Source organism: Cloacibacillus evryensis DSM 19522, assembly GCF_000585335.1.
GTDB classification, from domain to species: domain Bacteria; phylum Synergistota; class Synergistia; order Synergistales; family Synergistaceae; genus Cloacibacillus; species Cloacibacillus evryensis.
In genome coordinates this window covers 3,236,283-3,256,782 of the sequence record NZ_KK073872.1, presented here as the reverse complement: position 1 = coordinate 3,256,782, position 20,500 = coordinate 3,236,283, and the positions used below count along the sequence as shown (strand labels likewise).

15 protein-coding genes, 1 tRNA gene and 1 other annotated feature are annotated in these 20,500 nt (G+C 54.0%); of the genes, 11 read left to right on the top strand and 5 right to left on the bottom strand.

Going from position 1 to position 20,500, the window contains the following annotated elements:
• Positions 1-698: 698 nt before the first annotated feature.
• From CLOEV_RS14555 to CLOEV_RS14545, 3 genes are read left to right on the top strand one after another with little or no spacing between them, the layout of a single operon-like run.
• On the top strand, positions 699-1,469 hold the full coding sequence (locus tag CLOEV_RS14555) for an OmpH family outer membrane protein (RefSeq protein ID WP_156938442.1): 771 nt from the start codon (positions 699-701) through the stop codon (positions 1,467-1,469).
• Entirely contained in the window at positions 1,466-2,641 is a 1,176-nt protein-coding gene (locus CLOEV_RS14550) for a hypothetical protein (RefSeq protein ID WP_034444645.1), read from the top strand. The genes CLOEV_RS14555 and CLOEV_RS14550 overlap by 4 nt, the downstream gene beginning before the upstream one ends.
• Positions 2,583-3,737, top strand: coding sequence for a YadA C-terminal domain-containing protein (locus CLOEV_RS14545; RefSeq protein ID WP_425393618.1), 1,155 nt, complete (start codon positions 2,583-2,585; stop codon positions 3,735-3,737). The genes CLOEV_RS14550 and CLOEV_RS14545 overlap by 59 nt, the downstream gene beginning before the upstream one ends.
• A gap of 87 nt (positions 3,738-3,824) precedes the next feature.
• Here CLOEV_RS14545 and CLOEV_RS14540 read toward each other — a convergent pair.
• Together CLOEV_RS14540 and CLOEV_RS14535 are read right to left on the bottom strand one after the other, a co-directional pair.
• Positions 3,825-3,900, bottom strand: a tRNA-Thr gene (locus tag CLOEV_RS14540).
• 97 nt (positions 3,901-3,997) lie between these two features.
• Entirely contained in the window at positions 3,998-5,632 is a 1,635-nt protein-coding gene (locus tag CLOEV_RS14535) for a class I adenylate-forming enzyme family protein (RefSeq protein WP_034444642.1), read from the bottom strand.
• 76 nt (positions 5,633-5,708) lie between these two features.
• Positions 5,709-5,984: a binding site (T-box leader), on the bottom strand.
• Positions 5,985-6,174: 190 nt separating this feature from the next.
• On the opposite strand from CLOEV_RS14535, the gene CLOEV_RS14530 reads away from it, so the two are divergent.
• Positions 6,175-7,728: a right-handed parallel beta-helix repeat-containing protein gene (locus tag CLOEV_RS14530; protein ID WP_034444638.1), complete on the top strand. Its 1,554-nt coding sequence runs from the start codon at positions 6,175-6,177 to the stop codon at positions 7,726-7,728.
• Between the two features lie 76 nt (positions 7,729-7,804).
• On the opposite strand, the gene CLOEV_RS14525 is transcribed toward CLOEV_RS14530, so the two are convergent.
• Together CLOEV_RS14525 and CLOEV_RS14520 are read right to left on the bottom strand one after the other, a co-directional pair.
• Positions 7,805-8,260, bottom strand: a complete 456-nt coding sequence (locus tag CLOEV_RS14525) for an acetolactate synthase (protein ID WP_008708812.1) — start codon at positions 8,258-8,260, stop codon at positions 7,805-7,807.
• 83 nt (positions 8,261-8,343) lie between these two features.
• Positions 8,344-9,651 (bottom strand): phenylacetate--CoA ligase family protein, encoded by a 1,308-nt coding sequence (locus CLOEV_RS14520; protein ID WP_008708813.1) that lies wholly within the window; start codon positions 9,649-9,651, stop codon positions 8,344-8,346.
• 406 nt (positions 9,652-10,057) lie between these two features.
• Between CLOEV_RS14520 and CLOEV_RS16960 the strand changes: the two genes are divergently transcribed.
• The 3 genes from CLOEV_RS16960 to CLOEV_RS14505 all read left to right on the top strand — a co-directional run bounded on the left by CLOEV_RS16960 (position 10,058) and on the right by CLOEV_RS14505 (position 12,623).
• A complete protein-coding gene (locus tag CLOEV_RS16960; RefSeq protein WP_051485140.1) occupies positions 10,058-10,684 on the top strand; it encodes a hypothetical protein in 627 nt (208 codons plus the stop codon).
• Positions 10,685-11,437: 753 nt separating this feature from the next.
• Positions 11,438-11,959, top strand: coding sequence for a MarR family winged helix-turn-helix transcriptional regulator (locus tag CLOEV_RS14510; RefSeq protein WP_156938440.1), 522 nt, complete (start codon positions 11,438-11,440; stop codon positions 11,957-11,959).
• A 181-nt stretch (positions 11,960-12,140) separates the two neighbouring features.
• A complete protein-coding gene (locus CLOEV_RS14505; RefSeq protein ID WP_156938439.1) occupies positions 12,141-12,623 on the top strand; it encodes a DUF2798 domain-containing protein in 483 nt (160 codons plus the stop codon).
• Between the two features lie 117 nt (positions 12,624-12,740).
• Here CLOEV_RS14505 and CLOEV_RS16255 read toward each other — a convergent pair whose 3' ends face one another.
• Positions 12,741-13,397: a TetR/AcrR family transcriptional regulator gene (locus CLOEV_RS16255; protein WP_051485138.1), complete on the bottom strand. Its 657-nt coding sequence runs from the start codon at positions 13,395-13,397 to the stop codon at positions 12,741-12,743.
• Between the two features lie 337 nt (positions 13,398-13,734).
• Between CLOEV_RS16255 and CLOEV_RS14495 the strand changes: the two genes are divergently transcribed.
• The 4 genes from CLOEV_RS14495 to CLOEV_RS14480 all read left to right on the top strand — a co-directional run bounded on the left by CLOEV_RS14495 (position 13,735) and on the right by CLOEV_RS14480 (position 20,417).
• On the top strand, positions 13,735-15,021 hold the full coding sequence (locus tag CLOEV_RS14495; RefSeq protein WP_034444632.1) for an MFS transporter: 1,287 nt from the start codon (positions 13,735-13,737) through the stop codon (positions 15,019-15,021).
• A 129-nt stretch (positions 15,022-15,150) separates the two neighbouring features.
• Positions 15,151-15,666 carry a (2Fe-2S)-binding protein gene (locus tag CLOEV_RS14490; protein ID WP_034444629.1) on the top strand — a complete coding sequence of 172 codons (516 nt, stop codon included), beginning with the start codon at positions 15,151-15,153 and terminating at the stop codon, positions 15,664-15,666.
• Entirely contained in the window at positions 15,663-18,041 is a 2,379-nt protein-coding gene (locus CLOEV_RS14485) for a xanthine dehydrogenase family protein molybdopterin-binding subunit (protein ID WP_084482466.1), read from the top strand. Before CLOEV_RS14490 ends, CLOEV_RS14485 begins: the two co-directional genes overlap by 4 nt.
• The gene (locus CLOEV_RS14480) at positions 18,042-20,417 is read left to right on the top strand and encodes an FAD-dependent oxidoreductase (protein ID WP_034444627.1); all 2,376 of its coding nucleotides are present in this window, start codon (positions 18,042-18,044) and stop codon (positions 20,415-20,417) included. It begins immediately after the preceding gene.
• The last annotated feature ends 83 nt before the right edge of the window (positions 20,418-20,500 follow it).

The window sequence follows — 20,500 nt, the reverse complement described above, 5'->3', positions numbered from 1 at the left end:
CTTATGGATAACACCGTGCTCGAGATACGATATCGGCGCCGCAAAATCAAAAGCGGCATATCTCAAACATACATCGCCGATCGCCCGTATCACGAACAATGTTATTTAATTATGCCGTTTATTGTTGCCACCCATAAATAAATGACGACAAGGCATAAAATATTTTCGCACATCAAGCGTGTATGCAATCCTCACAAAGATAACGCCGCCTTTAAAACAAACATAACGCTTTAAATTATTGCAGAGTTGCCGTTCGTACGTTCACTGAAATTTTATTATTTTGTAATTCGGCAGAAAATTTTATTTTGTGCAAATTGCCCAACAGAAAAAATCAATGGGAGTTACATTGCAACAGGATTGCTGCCGACTTTTCTGTAAATATAAACAATTTAGGAACCTTGTACAATGTTTTTTGTATTCTTCTTTATTAAAAGTTGATTTTTTATTCTAAAAACCAATAATTCAATTATTTATATGCTATAAAACATGGTATTTATTGGTATTTTAATGGTGAAATAATCATTATAGTTGAATTTTTATTTTGGATAAAATTGGTCAAATTGTATATTGAAAATCTGTAATATTGGAATAAAATATCCAGTATTAAGGCATAGAATATTATAAATATGGGGTGTTTCATGAAAAATTAGCAAAAATACACGTTTAAAGCCAGTTATAGGCTTATTATTTACCTGCACTTGATTTCCAGCGGGAGAGAAAATAAAAGAGAAGAATGCGCCAATGGTCAAACAAAGACTTTCGTTGGCAAAGGAGAAATAACGATGCATGGATATTTTATGAAAAAATCCAAGAATATTTTTATAGTCATAATAACTATTTTTATCGCGGTTATTATGCCGATGGTGGCATGTAATTGGCATGAGCCGGCGGAAGCAGCGGATCATACCGAGGCGTTTGTCTCCAGCAAAAAGAATGCCGGATGGATTCGCAACGCCGACAAAAATGGAGAGGCTGCTGTAAGTACTGTTATGAGCGGGATACATTACAGCAAGCGTCCGGAGGCGGTTCCTGCGGCCCCAGGCACGAGCGCAAATCCGGCGCCTTCCTCAGAGGTCGCCGTCATCAACGTGGCGGCGGTGATAGATTCAAGCGTTCCAGGAAAGGCGGGGCAGGCTCATCTCGACAGGCTTAGAGATAAGCTTGACGCCGAGTTTAAGAAATATAGGGCAAGCCTCGGCGGAGTGAAAGATGCCGAGAGTCACGCCGCACAAAAGCGCGCGGAAATGGGAGCGCTCTATCAGGAAGAAGTAGCGCGCGTCTCTGACATTCTTATAATCGAACTAAGGAGAACGTCGCTGGAATGGCTGAAATGCAACAAGCGTGGAGTCAAAGTGCTCATCCAGGACGGCCTTGCGATAGCAGCTTTGCCGGATACCGATGTCAGCGCTGAAATTTTGCGCCTTTTCAACAAAGTCGCGATCGACTTTACAAGAGGTGAAAATAAATGAATAAATATATGACCTTGTTGGCAAAAAAAGATATATTGACGTGGTTGGTGATCCTGTTATTTTTTTTCCCCTGTTCAGCCAAAGCGGCGCCGGGGAAGAAAAGTGTTGAATGGGGCGAAGGCTCGTCCGCTCCAAATCAATTTAGCGTTGCGGCAGGGTGTGACGCTATAGCCGGTGGGAAGAGCACGGTTGCCTTGGGAGCAACTGCGAAAGCTGACAATTGGGGGGATATAGCGCTTGGAATGTCGGCACATGCGCAACTTTCTGGCGCCATTTCTCTCGGGGCATATTCTACAGCGAATAATATTAACAGCCTCGCCATAGGGCGCAATGCCGTTGGAGAGGCTGCGGGCGGAGTTGCCTTAGGGGCATTCTCTTCATCAAAAATGCGCACTAATATAAAATTATACATTCCTACCGCGGCAAATACCGCTTATATCAATGCGATAAATCAAACTGCCGCCAAAGATGGCTGGGGGGAGGTATCTGTCGGGAGTGATGGCAACACCCGCAACATAGCCAATGTAGCGGCCGGGATAGAGGATACCGATGCGGTCAACATCGCTCAATTGAAGGCGTTGGACAATGTCGTGACAGAAGTGTCCAAGGACGTCAACCTCTCCGTCAAATATCTCAAGGGCGCGAAGAACAAACTTTCAGTCACGGATTCCGGAACGGCGGTCAAGATATCCAACGTTGCGAACGGAGACGCCGCCAGCGACGCCGTCAACTTCAGCCAGCTCATGACAGTAAGCGGCGACGTGGCGGCTCTGGGAGGGCAGGTGGCGTCCCAGGATGCGAAGATAGAGGGCCTGCGGGAGGGAGACGATCTCTCCGTCAAATATCTCAAGGGCGCGAAGAACAAACTTTCAGTCACGGATTCCGGAACGGCGGTCAAGATATCCAACGTTGCGAACGGAGACGCTGCCAGCGACGCCGTCAACTTCAGCCAGCTCATGACAGTAAGCGGCGACGTGGCGGCTTTGGGAGGGCAGGTGGCGTCCCCAGGATGCGAGGATAGAGGGTCTGCGGGAGGGAGACGATCTCTCCGTCAAATATCTCAAGAGCGCGAAGAACAAACTTTCAGTCACGGATTCCGGAACGGCGGTCAAGATATCCAACGTTGCGAACGGAGACGCTGCCAGCGACGCCGTCAACTTCAGCCAGCTTAAAACGGTCAGCAACGACCTTGGCATGAAGATCAACAACATAATAAAAGCCGGTGGTGCGGACATGCTCTCAGTGAAGTATGACGACAACACCAAGAGCACCATCACTTTAGTTGGCGGCGCGCCCGGCAGCGAGGTAAAACTCACGAACGTAGCCAACGGAGATATCTCAAAAAACAGCGTAGACGCAATATCCGGAAAACAGATGTGGACTCTTGCCGATTCCATGGTTCAGGCGATGGGCGGCTCGTTCAAGCTTACAACTAACGGCCGCATTAACGGTACTTTCAACGTTAACGGCAAGAGCTTCACAAGCATTCAGGAGGCCATCAAAGAAGCTGCCGCATCCGGTGCCGGCCAAGGCTCGGGAAGCTGGACGCTCTCAGTCAACGGCAAAGAAACTAATATCACAAATGGCGGCAAGTTTGCCATTGCCGAAGGCAGCAACCTCAGCATAACGCAAGATGCGCATGGGACCTATACGTTTGGCGTTGCAGAGACGCCTAAATTCAAAGAGGTCAAAATCGGAACTATTGACATAAGCCAGGGCGGCATCAACATGGGCGGCAGCACAATAACCGGGCTTGCCAATGGCAGCGTTAGTCAGGGAAGTACTGATGCAGTCAATGGAGACCAGCTATGGAACGCGTACCGCCAAATCGATACCATCGATGAACGTGTTCAGATCGTAGGCGCACATGCTGCGGCGTTAAGCGCGCTCCATCCCGTCCCTTACAACCCATACCAGCCGACTACACTCAGCGCAGGTTTGGGCATGTACCGCAATGAACAGTCAGTGGCGGTTGGAGCATTCCATTATGTTAGAGAAAATATGCTGGTAAACGCTGGGCTCTCAATCAATTCCAACGGTGACACGATGGGACGTGCCGGCATAAGCTTTGCCATTGGGCAAGGCGGTAGGAAACAGGTGTCCATTCTAAGGGACATCGAGAGCGTACAGCGTCAAATGGCAGGTATGCAGCAGATGCTTCTCGAATTGAAAAAGAGAGATGAAGAAAAAGACACGATGCTAAAGAGAAGCGAAGAAGTCATCAATGAGCTCATAGATGCTTTCACCGCTCTCTCCGAGAAGAAATAACGTCCTAACATAACATATCTTTGACGGCATAATGTTGGTTCGAATAAAAAAGGACTCAGACGAAATCGTCTGAGTCCTTGCTGTCACTGGAGCCGGCGAGAGGATTCGGACCCCCGACCTGCTGATTACAAGTCAGCTGCTCTACCAGCTGAGCTACACCGGCAAAAGGCACCCGTACGGATGCCGGAGAACATTATACATTATCTGTTTTTTTTGTCAAACACGCGCACAAGCGCCGCCTATGCGGAAAGCCTTAGGGCTCAGCTGTTCGTCTGCATCGCGACGAGGTTTTCCGCGCGGTATATCTGCCGTAGCTTCGGCTTTTCGATCTTGCCCGTCGGATTGCGCGGTATTTCGGCGAAAATCACCCGGCGCGGGCGTTTGTAGCGCGGCAGGTCGAGGCAGAACTTTTCTATCTCTTCCTCCGTGCAGGAGAAACCCTCTTTGAGTTCGATGATCGCCGCCGCGATCTCGCCGAGACGCTGGTCCGGCAGGCCGATCACCGCCGCGTCCTTTATCGATGGGTGGGCGCGGAGGAAGTCCTCGACCTGGACGGGGTAGATATTCTCGCCGCCGCTGATGATTACGTCTTTCTTGCGGTCCACAAGATAGATGAAGCCCTGCTCGTCCTGACGCGCCATGTCTCCCGTCGAGAGCCAGCCGTCGTGCAGCACCTCGGCGGTGGCTTTGGGGTCTTTGTAATAGCAGGTCATGACGCCCGGTCCCTTGACGGCCAGTTCGCCGACGCTGCCGTCTGTGATGGGGCGTCCTTCGTCGTCGAGGATCTTCACCTTCCAGCCGTAGCCTGGAATACCGATCGCGCCGACTTTGTCGATGTTGCCCACGCCGAGGTGCACGCAGCCGGGGCCGATCGACTCGGAGAGGCCGTAGTTCGTGTCGTACTTATGCTTCGGGAAAACTTTGCGCCACCGGTTGATGAGGCTCGGCGGCACCGGCTGCGCGCCGATGTGCATGAGACGCCACTGCGAGAGTTCGTAGTCTTCCAGCCGTATCTTTCCCGCGTCGATCGCGTCGAGGATGTCCTGCACCCACGGCACGAGCAGCCATACGATGGTGCATTTCTCGTCCGAGACGGTTTTTATTATCGATACCGGGTCGGTGCCCTTGAGCAGTATTCCCTTGCCGCCGGAGATGAGACTGCCGAACCAGTGCATCTTCGCCCCCGTGTGATAGAGCGGCGGGATGCAGAGAAAGACGTCGTCATGTTTCTGTCCGTGGTGGCTCTGTTCGACCTTCGCCGCGTGCATGAGGCTTTCGTGGTCGTGCAGTATCGCCTTTGGAAAACCGGTCGTCCCCGAGGAGAAGTATATCGCCGCGTCGTCGTCGTCGGAGAGCAGGATGCGCGGCGCGTAGCTTGAGAGGTTCGCCGTCAGGTGCAGGTAATTTTCCGCGAAGCGCGGGCAGCTGTCGCCGATGTAGAATATCAGCTTCACACGCGGTATCTGTCCGCAGATGTCTTCGACGCGGCCGATGAATTCCGGTCCGAAGAAGAGCGCGTCGACGTCCGCGAGGTCAAGGCAGTATTTTATCTCTTCCGCCGTGTAGCGGAAGTTGAGGGGGACGGCGAGGGCACCGGTCTTCAAGATGCCGAAATAAAGCGGCAGCCATTCAAGGCTGTTCATCATCAGGATTGCGACCTTGTCGCCTTTTTTGATGCCGCGCGAGAGCAGCAGGTTTGCGCAGCGGTTCGCCTTCTCGTCAAAGACGCTCCAGGTTATTTCACGGCGGTAGCTTTCCGCGGGGCTTGATTCGATAAGTTCGTATTCTTTCCACGTGACGCGGCGCAGCTCCTTGACCTCGGGGTTTATCTCCACGAGCGCCGTCTCGTGGCAGAATTCTCTGGCGTTCCTCTCAAGCAGGTCTGTAATTGGCATTTTTGTTTCTTCCTCCTTAAACTTTGCACAGCTTTTCTCGGAGGAGGGAAAGATAAAATCCCCGTCCTCCTGTTATCCAGAGGACGGGGAATGATCACCCGTGGTACCACCTCAGTTTGACGTATTCTCACGAAATACGTCCTCGTCGGGTACTGTACGAAAAAATGTAGTATACCCTGTCCGCGGTCACGGGCGGACCCGTCACAGCCTACTCGCGGATGGAAACGTGCCATCCCTTTTGGTGTGCTGCTCTTGGAATGTATTTCAGTTCGCCCGTCCACCGCCTCGCACCGTCCGGCGGCTCTCTGTAGGACATCCGGCAGACCTACTTCTTTCCAGTCATTGCATTTGCCATTATTGCATTACTGGCTATTTTTGCGCAGAGTTCGATTTATGTCAAGCCTTATGTCTTTATTTTGAAATTAAAATTGAGCATAAGAGATTTTTACTGATTAAAAATAGACAGCGAATGGTCTATAAATTATATTAGTATTGAAACACTGTTGCATAAAATCAAATAGGAGGAGATATTTTTGAAACGAATGACCAAAAGGTTTTTTGTACTGTTGTCTTGCGTCCTTTTGTTTGCCGGCGGCGCGGAGGCGGGGAATTTCAGCGAACTGAAAGAAGCGATAGCGGAAACGGCCAGCGGCGGCGCGCTTGTGCTGTCGGAGAATTATGCCTATGATGTGTCGGCAGACGCCGTCAATGTCACGGAAGAGGGAATCGCTGTCGATAAGCCGATAACTATTGACGGCAACGGATACACGATAGACGCGATGGGCATCGTTCGCGTTTTTAAGGTTACGGGAACAAATGTTGCCTTCAAGAATGTCACGATCACCAAGGGCGGTTCTACCGCAAGCGGGGGAGGCGTCTACATAGATCAGTCTCTGACCGTAAGTTTTGAGAATGTCAAGGTTACAAAGTGCGGCTCAGAAAAGGGCACTCACACGCGCGACGGCGGCGCGGCGCTCTTCATCGACTCAAAAGCCAAAGTGACATTCACGGACTGCGAAATTAGCGACAATACCGGTAAAGATCGAGCCGGCGGCCTATACCTTAAGGGCAACGCGGTCCTGACGAACACGAAGATAACCGGCAACTCAAGCGGCTCGCGCGGCGGCGGCATCTATGTCGACCCAGGCTATACCGCGCCTAACCGCGGCGGCGACTGGGGCGGCAATGTAAAAATGTACAACTGCCTTGTCATGAACAATAAGGGCGGCCGCGGCGGTGGGATCTACGTCAACACGGAGAATGACAAGCTCAATGTTTTTGAGAACTGCACCATCGCCAGTAACGACGTTTCCGCGAACAGCGTCGGCAACGGCGGCGGGATTCTCTTTTACAATGCCCACGCGGAGCTGACGAACTGTACAATCATCGGCAACAAGGCAAAATACGGCGGAGGATTCATCCTTGATGTACTTTCCAAGCTGACGATCGTGAACTGCACAATGGCCGGCAACGTGGCAACGATGGGGGGCGCCGGCCTCTACGCGCATGACGGCTCACATAGCGATGATACGATGAAGGCTGTCGGGACGGCAAACTTTATGGGATGTGTCATCGTTGGCAATAAACTGGCAGACGGAACGGCTCAGGACGTAAGCGTTCACTATTCCGACAACGCCGATAAAGATCCTGATCCCGCGTTGGGACCGTGGGTCGCACGCTACGACGGCAACTTTGTCAGCGGTGGGTATAATGTGCTTGGCACAGTTGATTTGGCGAAGCCAGCGGGCGTATCGGAAGACGTTACGATTACGCTCACGGATTCGGACGTTAAAGATGCCGCTGCGAACGAGGTTCTTGTCTATGAAGACGGTGCCCCGGCGCTGAAGGATAATGGCGGCAATGTTTTAACTGTGGCTCTTGCCGATAAGAGCGCGGCTCTGGAGGTCATACCGGCCGGGACCTCCTGGATTCCGGCGTCCGACGCGCGCGGCATATCCCGTCCGCAGGGGCCGAAAGCCGATGCTGGCGCCTACGAAAAACAGGTTGACGGCGGTTCTTCCGGCTGCAGCGCCGCCTCGTTCCCGCTTCTGCTGCTGGCATTCGGCGGAGCGGCGGTATTATTTAGAAAGAGGTAAATCTTTTACCGGTTGCTATACAAATCATCGGCCCTCCGAACCGGAGGGCCGATGATCTTTATGGAAATACGCGCCGTTACAGGTCGTAAATATCTTCCTGGGCGACGATGCCGATGCCGTTTTCGGCTAAGAGCGCCACGGCTCTCTCGATGTTCTTGTCCGCGACGCGGAAGACCATGTAGGCTCCCTGGTTCCTGCGCGTAGTGAAGGCGTAGGTGTATTCGAGGTTGATGTTTCCCTCTCTGAGTATCTCAAGGATGTGGTAGAGCGCGCCCGGCTCGTCGGAAACCTCGACGGCGAGCACCGGCGTCACCGCCGAAATGCTGCCCGCCTCGGAGAGCACCCTCTGCGCTTTGTCCGGATCGCTGACGATCGTGCGGAGCACGCCGAAGTCGGCGGCCTCCGCGAGCGACAGCGCGCGCATGTCGATGCCGTTGGCGCGCAGGAGCTCCACGAACTCCGCAAGCTTCCCGGGTTTATTTTCTACAAAGACGGAAATCTGTTTGACTGTCATGGTCTTTTCCCCCTTCATAATCTTATTCCTCCTTCTATTATAATCAATTTTTCTTTATATCCCTATGGATAATTTAATATTTTTTATTTAACGCGTTCCGATTAGTAGAGCTTGCGCTTGTCGATGATGCGCACCGCCTTGCCCTCGCTACGCGGGATGCTCTTCGGTTCGACGAGGTGTACCTTAGCGTAAATGCCTAGGAAGCCCTTCAAAGCGCCAACGAGCGTCTTTTCCTGCGCCGATATCTCGCCCAATGTGTCGCTGAACATCGCCTGCGTCATCTCGACGTTGATGTCAAGAGTATCGCTGTTGTTGACGCGGTCTACGATCAACTGATAGTTCGGCGAGTAGCCGTTGTCGATGAGCACCGTCTCTATCTGTGACGGGAATACGTTGACGCCCTTGATGATGAGCATGTCGTCGCTGCGCCCCATCGGCTTTGCCATGCGGACGTGGGTGCGGCCGCAGGAGCATTTTTCGTGCGAAAGCACGCAGATGTCGCGCGTGCGGTAGCGGATCATGGGGAAGGCCTCTTTGTTTATGGAGGTGAAGACGAGCTCTCCCTTTTCTCCGTCCGGCAGCACTTCGCCGGTGTTGGGGTTGATTATCTCGGCGATGAACTGGTCTTCGCAGATATGCATGCCGTGCTGTTCGCAGCATTCGTAGCTGACGCCCGGTCCCTCAAGCTCTGTGAGGCCGTAGATGTCGTAGGCCTTGATGCCGAGCTTCGCCTCGATGTCGCGGCGCATCTCCTCGCTCCAGGCCTCGGCTCCGAAGATCCCTGCCTTGAGTTTAATTGTGTCCTGGAGCCCCTTTTCTACGACCGTCTCGCCGAGGTAGGCGGCGTAGGAGGGAGTACAGCAGAGGATCGTCGAGCCGAGGTCCTGCATGAACTGTATCTGGCGGTCGGTCGAGCCGGATGACATCGGTAGCGTGAGGGAGCCGAGCTTGTGCGAGCCGCCGTTGAGCCCCGCGCCGCCGGTGAAGAGGCCGTAACCGTAAGAGACGTGCACGACGTCGTCCTTGGTGCCGCCTACCGCGGCGATCGCGCGCGCGCAGCAGTCGTCCCAGGCGTCGATGTCATGCTGTGTATAGAAGGCGATGACGCGCTTGCCGGTCGTTCCGCTCGTGGACTGGATGCGCACGCACTCGGAGAGCGGTTTGCAGAGCAGGCCGTATGGGTAGGCCTCGCGCAGGTCGTCTTTGCAGATGAATGGCAGTTTGTGGAGGTCGTCCAGACTTTTGATGTCCTCGGGCTTCACTCCGTGTTCGTCCATTTTTCTGCGGTAGTAGGGCGAGTTCTCATAGGCGTGCTTGACTGTCTTTACAAGTCCTTCGCTTTGCCATTCTTTGATCTGTTCGCGTGAGGCGCATTCGATTTCTGGCTGGTAGTAGTTCTGTTTCTCCATTGTTCTCATTTCCTTTCTCTGTGCTTTCAAGATATTTTTATAATTCATGCCGCCAAACGGCAGCAAAAAAGCAGGGCTCGCAAAGTGCGGACCCTGCTTCAACGACATATACGCGGTGCGTGGATTCAAACGGTGCTATCTATGAATCATGCAGTCTTCGCGCAGATCCCGTGAAGAGGACCCGCGCCGGTAAAGGAGAACCGTGTGACACGACTGTCAGCCGATGTTCTTGTTGTCTTATTCGTCATGTCCCATTGCCTCCTTCCTGATGTTTCAAGCTGGTTGTCTTTCAATGCGTGAGATTTTAGATACAAACGGAGTGATTGTCAACCCCCTCGATGAAGATGTTGTGAGTTGTGTTGAAGCGGATTACGAGCCATTGCCCGCTGAGAAAGAGGCTGCAGCAGTGCTGTCGAAGTCAAGACAGTGCATAACGGCTTCCAACGAGGAGCTGAAACGACTGAACGACATCATCTCCCCGCGCATAAAACGGGGACAGTCGGTCTATCATATCTGGCAGTCTGAAAAGGATTCGCTGATGTGTTCGGAGAAGACTATATACAATTATATTGACGGAAATAAGTTTGACGCGATAAACCTGGACCTTCCGCGCAAAGTCCGCAGGCGTCTGCCGCGTCAGTCAAAGCAGAACTTCAAGGTTGATCCCAAGTGCAGAGAAGGACGCGAGTACAGCGATTTCAATGCGTTTATGGCGGCGCACCCGGATACTCCTATAGTTGAGATCGACTCCGTGGACGGCAGGGTCGGAGGAAAGGTAATGCTCACGATCCATTTCCTGGATTCTCTGCTGATGCTGGTCTATCTGCGCGATGCCAATACTGCAAAGTCTGCCTCCAGCATATTCAATGATTTATACCGACGCCTTGGGCGCGAACTCTATGTTGAGCTTTTCCCCGTCATCCTTACGGACAACGGCAGCGAATTTACCGACCCTGCGGCGTTGGAGCTTGGCAGTGGCGCGGACAGGCCGTGCCGTGTCTTTTACTGCGAACCGTCCAAAAGTGATCCATAGAGAACAACCATGAGCAGATACGCAAGGTGCTTCCGAAGGGAACAAGCGTCGATGATCTTGACCAGGCCGATATGCAGCTGCTGTCGAACAACATCAACCCATTATTAAGGAGAAAGCTGAACGGCCGATCTTCTCTTATGAGGTGTTCAGCTTTCTTCATGGAGAGGAGACTCTCCGCTTGCTGGGCGCTTCGCCTGTTTCGCCGGAGGACGTTCTTCTAACGCCGGCGTTACTACGTAACAGACAGCGGTAATAGTATAGCCTGAAATTGCCGATGTGAAACCGTGACATTAAGAGAGCGAACATAACCTGTCGCGATAACTTTTAGACAAAAATCGTGCTTACGGCAGGTCAGTGTTGGTGTACCTTAAAAATCCTTTAGAAAATCCTATAAAAACCGCCGGCAATCAAAAAAATTACAAGACACACTTCATTGATTGCCGGTGGTATTCTTATAGTTATCCTTTTACCGTTGTATCGTGCGAAAGCTGACGCTGCGCTCGAGTTTACTTCTACAAACTCGGAGTTACTTTTACAGTTGAACTCGCCCTTTGCTGTTAATTGTAAAACTAACCCCGTCGGCCGGCGTGCGGCTCATGGGAAGATATTCGAAGCGCCCGGCCGATATTTACCCTTACTGCATCCGCGGCGCTTTGGGATACTCGATAAGGCAAAAAAATGATAGGTACCTTGACATCGAGCAAAAAGGCTTTAATATTATTAGTTAGGTACCTAGCATTATAAGGGAGGAAAATGATGGAGCGATTTTGTCCTATTTGTGAACGACGTTGTCCGGGTTCGCGGCCGGAATGCGAGAGCGGTGAAAAATACGCCGAGCTGGACCGGCTGCAGCACGGGAGTCTTGAAGGCAAACTGACCGCCCTGTTCTATAAGCTCTGCCATCTGTTTACTTATCGCAACGGCCAAAATCAAGGTAAAAACAGGATACTTGCGATCCTGCTGCATTACGGGGACATGACGCAGCGCCAGCTTCGGGACTATACGTATATCCGTTCGGCTTCGCTGAGCGAACTTTTAGCTAAAATCGAAGCGCACGGCGATATCACGCGGGAATGCAGCAAACAAAACGCCCGCAATGTCAACGTCTGTTTAACAGCGCAGGGAAGCAGCGAAGCGCAGAGGATCCACAAAGAAAATCAACAGTTTGCCAGAGAGATTTTCTCGCCTTTAAGCAAAGAGGAACAGGAATCGTTGGAAAAAATACTGCTGAAATTGTTGTTTGCGTGGAAGTCCGGGGCAAGAGAGGAGGATTAACGCAGAGGGGACGCTTTGCGCGCTTTTATCGCTCCGCCGTCGAATGCTCCGCGCTCTTCTCATGCAGTCCAAAGTTTTCGGATGCGCGGACGGCCGCCGCGTCTATGCTCTGACGCGCTGTGCCGCGCAAAAATTAACTTTGCAATTTCACAAATGCAATAAACAGTTGGGAGAGATTCTAATGATGCCGCAAAACAAAAAAGAAAGTTTAATTTTCACGCTGATGATGTGCGCTTTTATGGCCTTTTGCATGGGATATTACGCTCAGGTTAGGGAAATGGGCGAAATCGGGCTAAAACCTTTGATGAATTCATGGCTCACGTTCCCGCTGACTTATTCGATCGCCTTCGTATTAAATTGGTACGCGGCCTCGCCGCTGGCAAGAAAGTTGGCGGGAGCCGTCCTTTCGCATGAGGGCTCTGGAAAAGCTGCAAATTTTTTAGCGATGCCGTTTTGTAGGACCATTTTGATGGTGCTTGGCATGTCGCTGTACGGCGCAATCGTTGCAAGCGGCAATCACGGCGGCCTTGCGGAAATTCCGAAAAATTATCTGATCGGCATCCCGCTCAACTTTATGGTCGCCTTTCCTTTGCAGCTAGCCGTCGCGGGGCCGCTTGTCCGCTTCCTGTTCCGCAAAGCATTCCCGGTCGGCACGCTTGTGTAAGCAAGCCGGGGAAAACGACGCTGTCTAAGGAGCGTCGCCACAAAAGACTATTATTGAAATAAAGGCGCGAAAACGGGCTCGGCCGCATAGCGGACCGGACCCTGCATATGCGTGCCGTCACCAAAAGAGAGGTAAAGGAGGCAGCTCAAAGGCGTCGGTGAACTCGAAGGCGTATTTTATGTTCTCGCGGATCGTCGCCTCATCCAGCCTGCTTAGGCATCCTATCATATAGACGTGGCTGCGGCAAAATTTATCTATGCTGTCGAGCCCCGGTATCTTCATGTAAAGATGGTACATGTTCCTTCTGGCTCCCAGGTCCATTACGGCGGTTACCAGCAATTCGTCCTCCGTAAAGGACTTGCCGAAATCTCTCGCGATATTTTCGTAAACGAATTTTAATTTTTTTGACAGCACGTTATCCCACAGCACGATCTGGTCTTCCTGATAAAAAAGTTCCTGAAAGCTGCGTTTTGACATTATGATGCGGTAAGCGTAGATGTACATCACGCTGTACCGCCAGTAAGCGTTGCGGTAATATTCGGGATGTGCGTCGATAAAGTTGCGGATGCCGATGAAAAAAATCTCTACCAGTTCCGCCATTATCAGATGCTTGTTTTTAAAATGATATGTTATCGCGCCTTTTGTGATGCCCAGCGTTTCCGCTATCTTCTGAAACGTCGCCCCCGCGTATCCGTAATCGTGAAACATTTTTTCCGCGACGTCCAGAATGTCTTTTCTCAATTCGTCCGCCCGCTCTGCCCGTATTGATCCCATAAGTTTTTTTTCACCTCTTTCGGCCATATTTCAACATACTATTGACAAGGCTCACAAACTATGATATTTTTTTAACTATACAAAAGGCTTTTTGTATAGTTAAAAAAATATCATACCACAGATGCAAGTGCATTGCAAACTCTTTCGGCTCAGTTTGGCGCACTAGGTAAATTTGTATCGCGGCGGGACATTATTGCAGTATTGGCCCCGCTCATGGAGATGTTTTTCATTTTACATGGATAAATTATTTAGCGCAAGCTCCGGCAGAGCAGAAAAACCGCCGTCTTCAGGCGGCCGGCTGATGGAAAAACTTATTTAGAGAGAAGGAACCACGCTTATGGAAACAAAAGAGAAAAATAATATTTATCGCTGGCTGATCCTGGCGGTCCTGGTATTGGCGTTCACAAGCACGTTTGTCAGTCGGTTTATTTGGGCTCCGGTGCTGTCCGCCGCAGCCCCCGATCTTGGCATCAGCATGGCGGAGGCTGGCAGCCTCATGGCCGCGTTTTATATCGGCTATCTCGTGACGCAGATCCCAGGCGGCTTTCTTGCCGATAAGTTTCGCGTCAAATATTTGCTGTTCGCTTCGGTGATGGGGGTGGCTGCGCTCACTCTGGCTATGGCTTATGCTCAGGATTTTTCTTCAGGCTGCGTATATCGCGTCTGCGGAGGCCTTTTCAGCGGCGGGATCATGGCTTTCTGTTCGAGGCTTCTGTCAAATTATTTTGAGCCGCAGGAGCGCGGCGTGGCTTTCGGCATACTGCTTGCCTCTCCGTCTCTCGGCTCTCTTATCGCCAATCAGCTGGCGCCGCTCGCTCTTGCGGGCGGAGGCTGGCGCGGCGCTTTTCAGGCTTCGGCCTTTACCATCGCCGTCATCGCGCTGCTGGTGCTGGCCGTAGTGCGCGAGCCGAAGCAGGCGGAGGCCGTAAGCGGCGACAGGACGAGTTTTACCGCCGGCATAAAAAATTATTTTACCAACAGGCAGATACTTATCATCTCCGTTGCAGGTTTTTTCTTCATGGGGATCCCGGCCGGCTACATAACGTGGGCAAACCGCTTCATTACCGGCGCAGCTCCGGGAGGCGCGGGGCTCACCGTGATGCAGGCGGGGCTGATAGTCACTGCGTTCAGCATTTTTTCCATTGCCGGCTCTATCGGTTCGGGTTTTCTCGGCAAGCGCTTTAAGATCGATCCCAAGACCTGCAGCGCCGCGGTTTTTGCGATGATGATCGTCACGCTGCTGGCCTTCTCGCTGCAGCGCTCGTTCTCAACGCTGCTTATGACCTCCGTCTTTTTCGGCCTCTTTTCAAACATGGCCGGCACCCACCTCGCCTATTGGGCCGTCAATATTGGCGGCGACCGATACGCCGCGACCACTACGTCGATACAGTGCCTCATATTCCAGAGCTCGAACGTCGCCGTCCCGATCGTGACGGGCGCTATGCTCGACTCACAGACGGTAAACGGCGTGGTCGGCAGCTATATGCCGGTGTGGATGCTTTTCTGCGTGCTGTTGGCGGCGGCTCTTATATCGATACTTCTTGCGAGCAGAGAATCCGCCGTCGCCGCCATGCGGCTGCCCGTCAGGGCAAAGACGGCGCGGCAGGCCGTGGCAAACGCTTAGCGCAAAGGTAAGCCGCGAAGGCGCGCGAAAGAACATACTGCGCCTTCGCTTCACAGGCAAGCTTAATGCGGTTTCTTGTAAATCGAACCGCAAATATATAAATACCTTTTAAGGAGAGAAAAAGGAAAAATGAAAGAAAGGACCGTAAAGACAATCACCCTGACAGTAAACAGGCGATCATACAGCTTTACCATCGGAGACGGGCAGAACGATATGCCCGAAAACGAACTGCTGGCAGATACTCTGCGGAACCGCGTCGGCTGCACCGGCGTAAAGCTGGGGTGCGGGCAGGGCGCGTGCGGCGCGTGTACGGTGATCCTCAACAAAAAGCCGGTAATGAGCTGCATGACGCTTACGCTGGACTGCGACGAGGCGGAGATCGTGACCATCGAGGGTCTCGCGGACGCCGCGACAGGCCGGCTGAGCGCCTTACAGCAGTCGTTCGTGGATCACTGCGGCTATCAGTGCGGCTTCTGCACTCCGGGCGTGATCATGAGCGCTCAGGCTCTGCTGGAGAGGGAGGAGCTGCCCACCGAGGAAGAGGTGCGCGAGGCGCTGGCAGGAAACTACTGCCGCTGCGGAACGCATTACTCCGCCGTGGAATCCATTATGGCATACGTAGAACAAAGGAGGGCCGCAAAATGAGCGAGGTCAAAAGTTCTTATAATCCGGCCAGAGCGCTGATAGAGTCTGAAAGCTACAAGATAGACCAAACATTTGAGATACCGAAGCAGAATATGCGCTATATCGGCAAGGAGACCAAACGCATCAAAGGAGACGAGATCGTCACGGGCAAGCTGAGGTATACGGGCGATTTCACGCTGCCGATGATGCAGTACGGCAAAGTTTTGAGGAGCCCGATCCCCTTCGGCCGCATCGTCTCCATCAACGCCGAAAAGGCGAAGGCGCTGCCGGGCGTCACGGCGGTCGTGACATACAAGGACATTCCGGACAACGTTTTCATCACAAACGGCTTCACGCCGCCCAAGCATTACCGCATCCTCAACGAGTGCGTCCGCTACGTCGGCGACGCCGTTGCGCTGATCGTAGCTACGACAGCCGATATCGCAGACGAGGCCATGGCGCTGATCGAGGTGGAGTACGAGGAATACAAGCCGGTGTTCACTATAGACGAGGCCATTGCAGACGGCGCGCCGCAGCTCTTCCCGGAATTCCCGGGCAACATCGCCCCGCATAAGGTGAATCTCAACTTTGAGGTCGGAGACGTCGAGTCCGGCTTTGCCGAATCGGACGTCGTCGTAGAGCTCGACACAGCCCTCAACAGCGGACAGAATCCTTTGCCGTTGGAGTCGCCCGTGATCATCGCCGACTGGAGCGGCGAGGACGTGTCCTTTATCGCTTCGGCCGCCACGCCGTCGTACTGCCAGCAGAACGTCGCCACGTCTCTGGACATACCGTATGAGAACGTGCGCATCTTTACGCCCGCCGTCGGCGGCTCCTTCGGTTCGAAGCTGTACAGCGGCAACGTCCATGTGCTGATATACGCCGCGCTAATGTCGAAGGCCGCAAACTGCCCCGTCTTTTACGCTTACAGCAAAGAGGAGCACTTCGGAGCGCATCAGACGCGTATGCGCACACAGAGCCACATAAAATTCGGAATGAAGAAAGACGGTTCCCCGCTTGCCATTAGCATGCGCCAATACTCCGACGCCGGCGCCTGCGCGAGCACGCAGGAATTTATGATGCAGGTCGGAACGAACACCATGTCCATCGTCATGAACCCTCCCAGCAAAAAATATGACGGCTCGGTGGTGGTCACAAATCACGTTCCCTCCGGATCGTTCCGCGGCTACGGATATTTGGAAAGCACGCTGCTGGTTACGCAGGCAATATTCGAGGCCTGCGAGAAAGCCGACCTCGACCCAATGGTCTTTATCGAAAAGAATGCGATGGGGCTCGGAGAACGCTATTACAACCCTATGGCCGGCCCGCATTTTTGGCAGTACAACGTCACATGCGACTGGAAGAACCTCGTGCGCGAAACGGCCGCCGCATTCCGTTGGAAGGAACGTTGGCCGGGCTGGGGCAAGCCCACATGGGTCTCCAAGGACGGGCGTTTCTCCCGCGGCATCGGCGTATGCTCGTGCGGACACTCTGACACCGCGGAACGCCCCTCCAACGCAAACGTCACCATCACCGCCTTGGGCGGAGTCTATATCTCCACGATGATGACGGAATTCGGTTCCGGCATCCGCGAGGTGCAGCAGAAGATCTGCGCCGAGGAGCTTGACATCCCCATCGAGCGCATCCGCGTGAGCCCCTCCGACACGAACTCGGCACCGCCGGAATTCGGCTCCACCGCCTCCCGTTCCACATACTGCGGAGGCACCGCCATGCTGCGCGCCTGCCGCGACCTGAAGAAAAAGCTCTTTGCGCTTACGAACGAAAGATTCGGCGTTCCCATTGACGATCTCGGTTTCAAAGACTGCTATGTCTACCGCCTTTCAGATCCGGAGACGAAATATTCGCTCTTTCCGCAGCTCATGGGCAAGGTGGACGGAGTTACCGGCTGCGGCCATTTCGACGGCACGGACAACGGCACCATTTTCCACCTGCAGTGCGTCGAGGTCGAGGCCGACAGGGAGATGGGAACGTTCCGCATCATCGATCATTTCGGCGGCTCCGACGCGGGCGTCATCATCAACCCGCTGCCGCTGCGCAATCAGGTGCAATCCTTCTACGCCGGCGTCGATATCGCCTGCATGGAAGAGACGATCTGGGATCCCAACGATTTCCGCGTGCTGAACCCCAGCAACATAGATTACAAGACACGCACGTTCAACGACGTTGTGCCGCACGACCATATAATTCTTGAAAGCAACAAAGGGCGCGAAACGTCATGCCCCTTCGGTGCGTTCGGAACCGGAGAACCGCTGCTCTCGCCGGGCGCGCCCGCGATACGCATGGCGCTTTACGGCGCGCTCGGCGTAAAACTAAACGATTATCCCATCACACCGGCCAAAGTATTGGCCGCATTAAAAGCAAAGGAGGGCAAATAAATGAAGCCTTTCGCTTATATTGCGCCGGAAACGCTGGAGGAGGCCTCCGCGCTGCTGAAAGAAGAAGGCTCCGTACTTTCAGCCGGGGGCACGGACCTTGTCGGCGTTCTGAAAGAAAAGCTGCTGCCCGCATATCCAGATCGGGTGATAAGTCTTAAAAACGTGAAGGGACTCGACTCCATCAGAGAAGAGACAGACGGCCTTCACCTGGGCGCGGCCGCCACGCTTGCAGACATAAGCGCCAGCGGGATCGTCCGCGAAAGCTGGGGCGCGCTGGCGGACGCCGCATACTCCGTCGCCAGTCCGAATATCCGCTCTTCCGCCACCGTAGGAGGCAATATCTGCCAGGACATACGCTGCTGGTATTACCGCTATCCGAACTCTCTTGGCGGCAGCGTCAACTGCGCCCGCAAAGAGGGGCATCTCTGCTCCGCCATGATGGGCGAGAACCGCTACCATTCAATATTCGGCGCGGCAAAGGTCTGCGTGACGCCCTGCACAGACAATTGCCCGGCACATACGGACATCTCCGCCTACATGGCGCTCATGCGCGCCGGCAAAACTGACGAGGCCGCCCGCGTCATTATGGAAGTAAATCCGATGCCTGCCGTGACGAGCAGAGTATGCGCCCACTTCTGCATGGAGAACTGCAACCGGAACAAATACGACGAGACGCTGAACGTCGGTTCTGTGGAGCGTTTCCTCGGAGATCATATCCTCGAGCACAGCAAGGACTTCATGCAGGGTCCCGCGCGGGAAAACGGAAAGCACGTATCCATCGCCGGCTCCGGCCCCGCCGGCCTCACCGCCGCATATTATCTGCGGCAGGCCGGCTACTGCGTGGATGTATACGAACGCCAGCCGGAGGCAGGAGGCTGCTTGACCTACGCGATACCGCCGTACCGCCTGCCTAAGGATATCGTGCGGAAATTCGTATCCGCGCTGAAAGAGATGGGCGTTCGGATACACTGCGGCGTTCATGTCGGCGAGGATGTGTCGCTTGACGGATTAGTCGCGGACAGCGACAGCGTGATGCTTGACACCGGCTGCTGGAAGCGCCCGTTGATCGGGCTCGCCGGCGAGGAGCTTACGCGCTTCGGCCTGGATTTCCTCGTTGAAGTGAACCGCTACATGCGCGAAAAAATGCCGCGGAACGTGGTCGTCGTGGGCGGCGGAAATGTCGCGATAGACGTGGCCGTCACCGCAAAGCGCCTCGGCGCGGAAAACGTGCGGATGGTGTGCCTCGAGGACAGCGAGCACATGCCGGCGAACGCCGAAGAGACAGCGCACGCCGTCGAAGAGGGCGTGGATATATGCAACGGCTGGGGCCCGTTGTCCATAAACAGGGCTGGCGATGACGTTTCGGGAATAATATTCAAATCCTGCGTCAGCGTGCTCGACAAGACGGGCCGCTTCAATCCTTGCTACGACGAAAGCCGCACGCTGTCGTGCGAAGCGGACATGATAATGATGGCGATCGGGCAGCGTTCCGACCTCGACTTCCTGGACGGCGCTTTCGGAGTAGAGACGCAGCGCGGCCGCGTAACGGCGGATTCGGATTATACGACCTCCGTTCCCGGCATCTTCGCGGCGGGAGACGTCACCTCGGGGCCGGCCACGGTCATCGCGGCCATCGCGGCGGGAAAAGAGACGGCGCTCTCAATCAACGAATACTGCGGAGGCGGCGCGCTGCCTGTGGAAGCGGCGGCGAGCGGCAGAGTGAAGCGTCAGCTCGTCTCGTTTGAAGCGGGAGTGGAAGGCCGCGCGCACGCGGGACATCCGAAGACTCTGCCCGTCGAGCAGCGCGGCATCGACAGCGAGGACCAGTGCGGCTTCATGCCGGACGAGGCGCACGAAGAGTCGCTGCGCTGCTTCAACTGCGGCTGCCTTGCCGTAAACTGCAGCGACATGGCCAACATGCTTACGGCATACGGCGCTTCTGTAAAAACGAGCATGCGCACGCTCAGCGCCGAAGAACTTTTAAGCGTGAAGACGCGCGTCAAAGACGTGCTGCTGCCTGGAGAAATCGTAACGGAGATCGTCGTGCCGCGCCCCGCCGCGGGCGCAAAGGCCGCCTACAACAAATACAGGCTGCGCGATTCCATCGACTTCGCCATACTGGCGGTAGCCTCCGTATACACGCTGTCCGACGGCAGGATAAGCGACGCAAAGATCGTGCTCGGAGCGGCGTCGCCCGTACCGCGCCGCGCCGTCGAGGCGGAAAAATTCCTCGTCGGCAAAACCCCGGACGACAGCGTGACCGCCGAAGCCGCAGAACTGGCGCTGAAGGGCGCGATACCGCTCAAATACAATTCCTATAAGATCGACATCGCAAAGACGATGGTTCGGCGCTCGATAGAGGCGCTTAGGCAGTAGTTCGCAGACGGGGAGGCGTAATCCCTCCCCATCTGTTTTTATTGCCGGCGGACCGCCAAAACGCAAATAACGAGGAGATATTC

Excerpts from the sequence above, each read along its gene's own strand:
- CLOEV_RS14550 (WP_034444645.1), top strand. The coding sequence starts at position 1,466 with ATGAATAAATATATGACCTTGTTGGCAAAAAAAGATATATTGACGTGG.
- CLOEV_RS14535 (WP_034444642.1), bottom strand. The coding sequence starts at position 5,632 with ATGCCAATTACAGACCTGCTTGAGAGGAACGCCAGAGAATTCTGCCAC.
- CLOEV_RS14530 (WP_034444638.1), top strand. The coding sequence starts at position 6,175 with ATGACCAAAAGGTTTTTTGTACTGTTGTCTTGCGTCCTTTTGTTTGCC.
- CLOEV_RS14525 (WP_008708812.1), bottom strand. The coding sequence starts at position 8,260 with ATGAAGGGGGAAAAGACCATGACAGTCAAACAGATTTCCGTCTTTGTA.
- CLOEV_RS14520 (WP_008708813.1), bottom strand. The coding sequence starts at position 9,651 with ATGGAGAAACAGAACTACTACCAGCCAGAAATCGAATGCGCCTCACGC.
- CLOEV_RS14510 (WP_156938440.1), top strand. The coding sequence starts at position 11,438 with ATGATGGAGCGATTTTGTCCTATTTGTGAACGACGTTGTCCGGGTTCG.
- CLOEV_RS14505 (WP_156938439.1), top strand. The coding sequence starts at position 12,141 with ATGATGCCGCAAAACAAAAAAGAAAGTTTAATTTTCACGCTGATGATG.
- CLOEV_RS16255 (WP_051485138.1), bottom strand. The coding sequence starts at position 13,397 with ATGGGATCAATACGGGCAGAGCGGGCGGACGAATTGAGAAAAGACATT.
- CLOEV_RS14495 (WP_034444632.1), top strand. The coding sequence starts at position 13,735 with ATGGAAACAAAAGAGAAAAATAATATTTATCGCTGGCTGATCCTGGCG.
- CLOEV_RS14490 (WP_034444629.1), top strand. The coding sequence starts at position 15,151 with ATGAAAGAAAGGACCGTAAAGACAATCACCCTGACAGTAAACAGGCGA.
- CLOEV_RS14485 (WP_084482466.1), top strand. The coding sequence starts at position 15,663 with ATGAGCGAGGTCAAAAGTTCTTATAATCCGGCCAGAGCGCTGATAGAG.
- CLOEV_RS14480 (WP_034444627.1), top strand. The coding sequence starts at position 18,042 with ATGAAGCCTTTCGCTTATATTGCGCCGGAAACGCTGGAGGAGGCCTCC.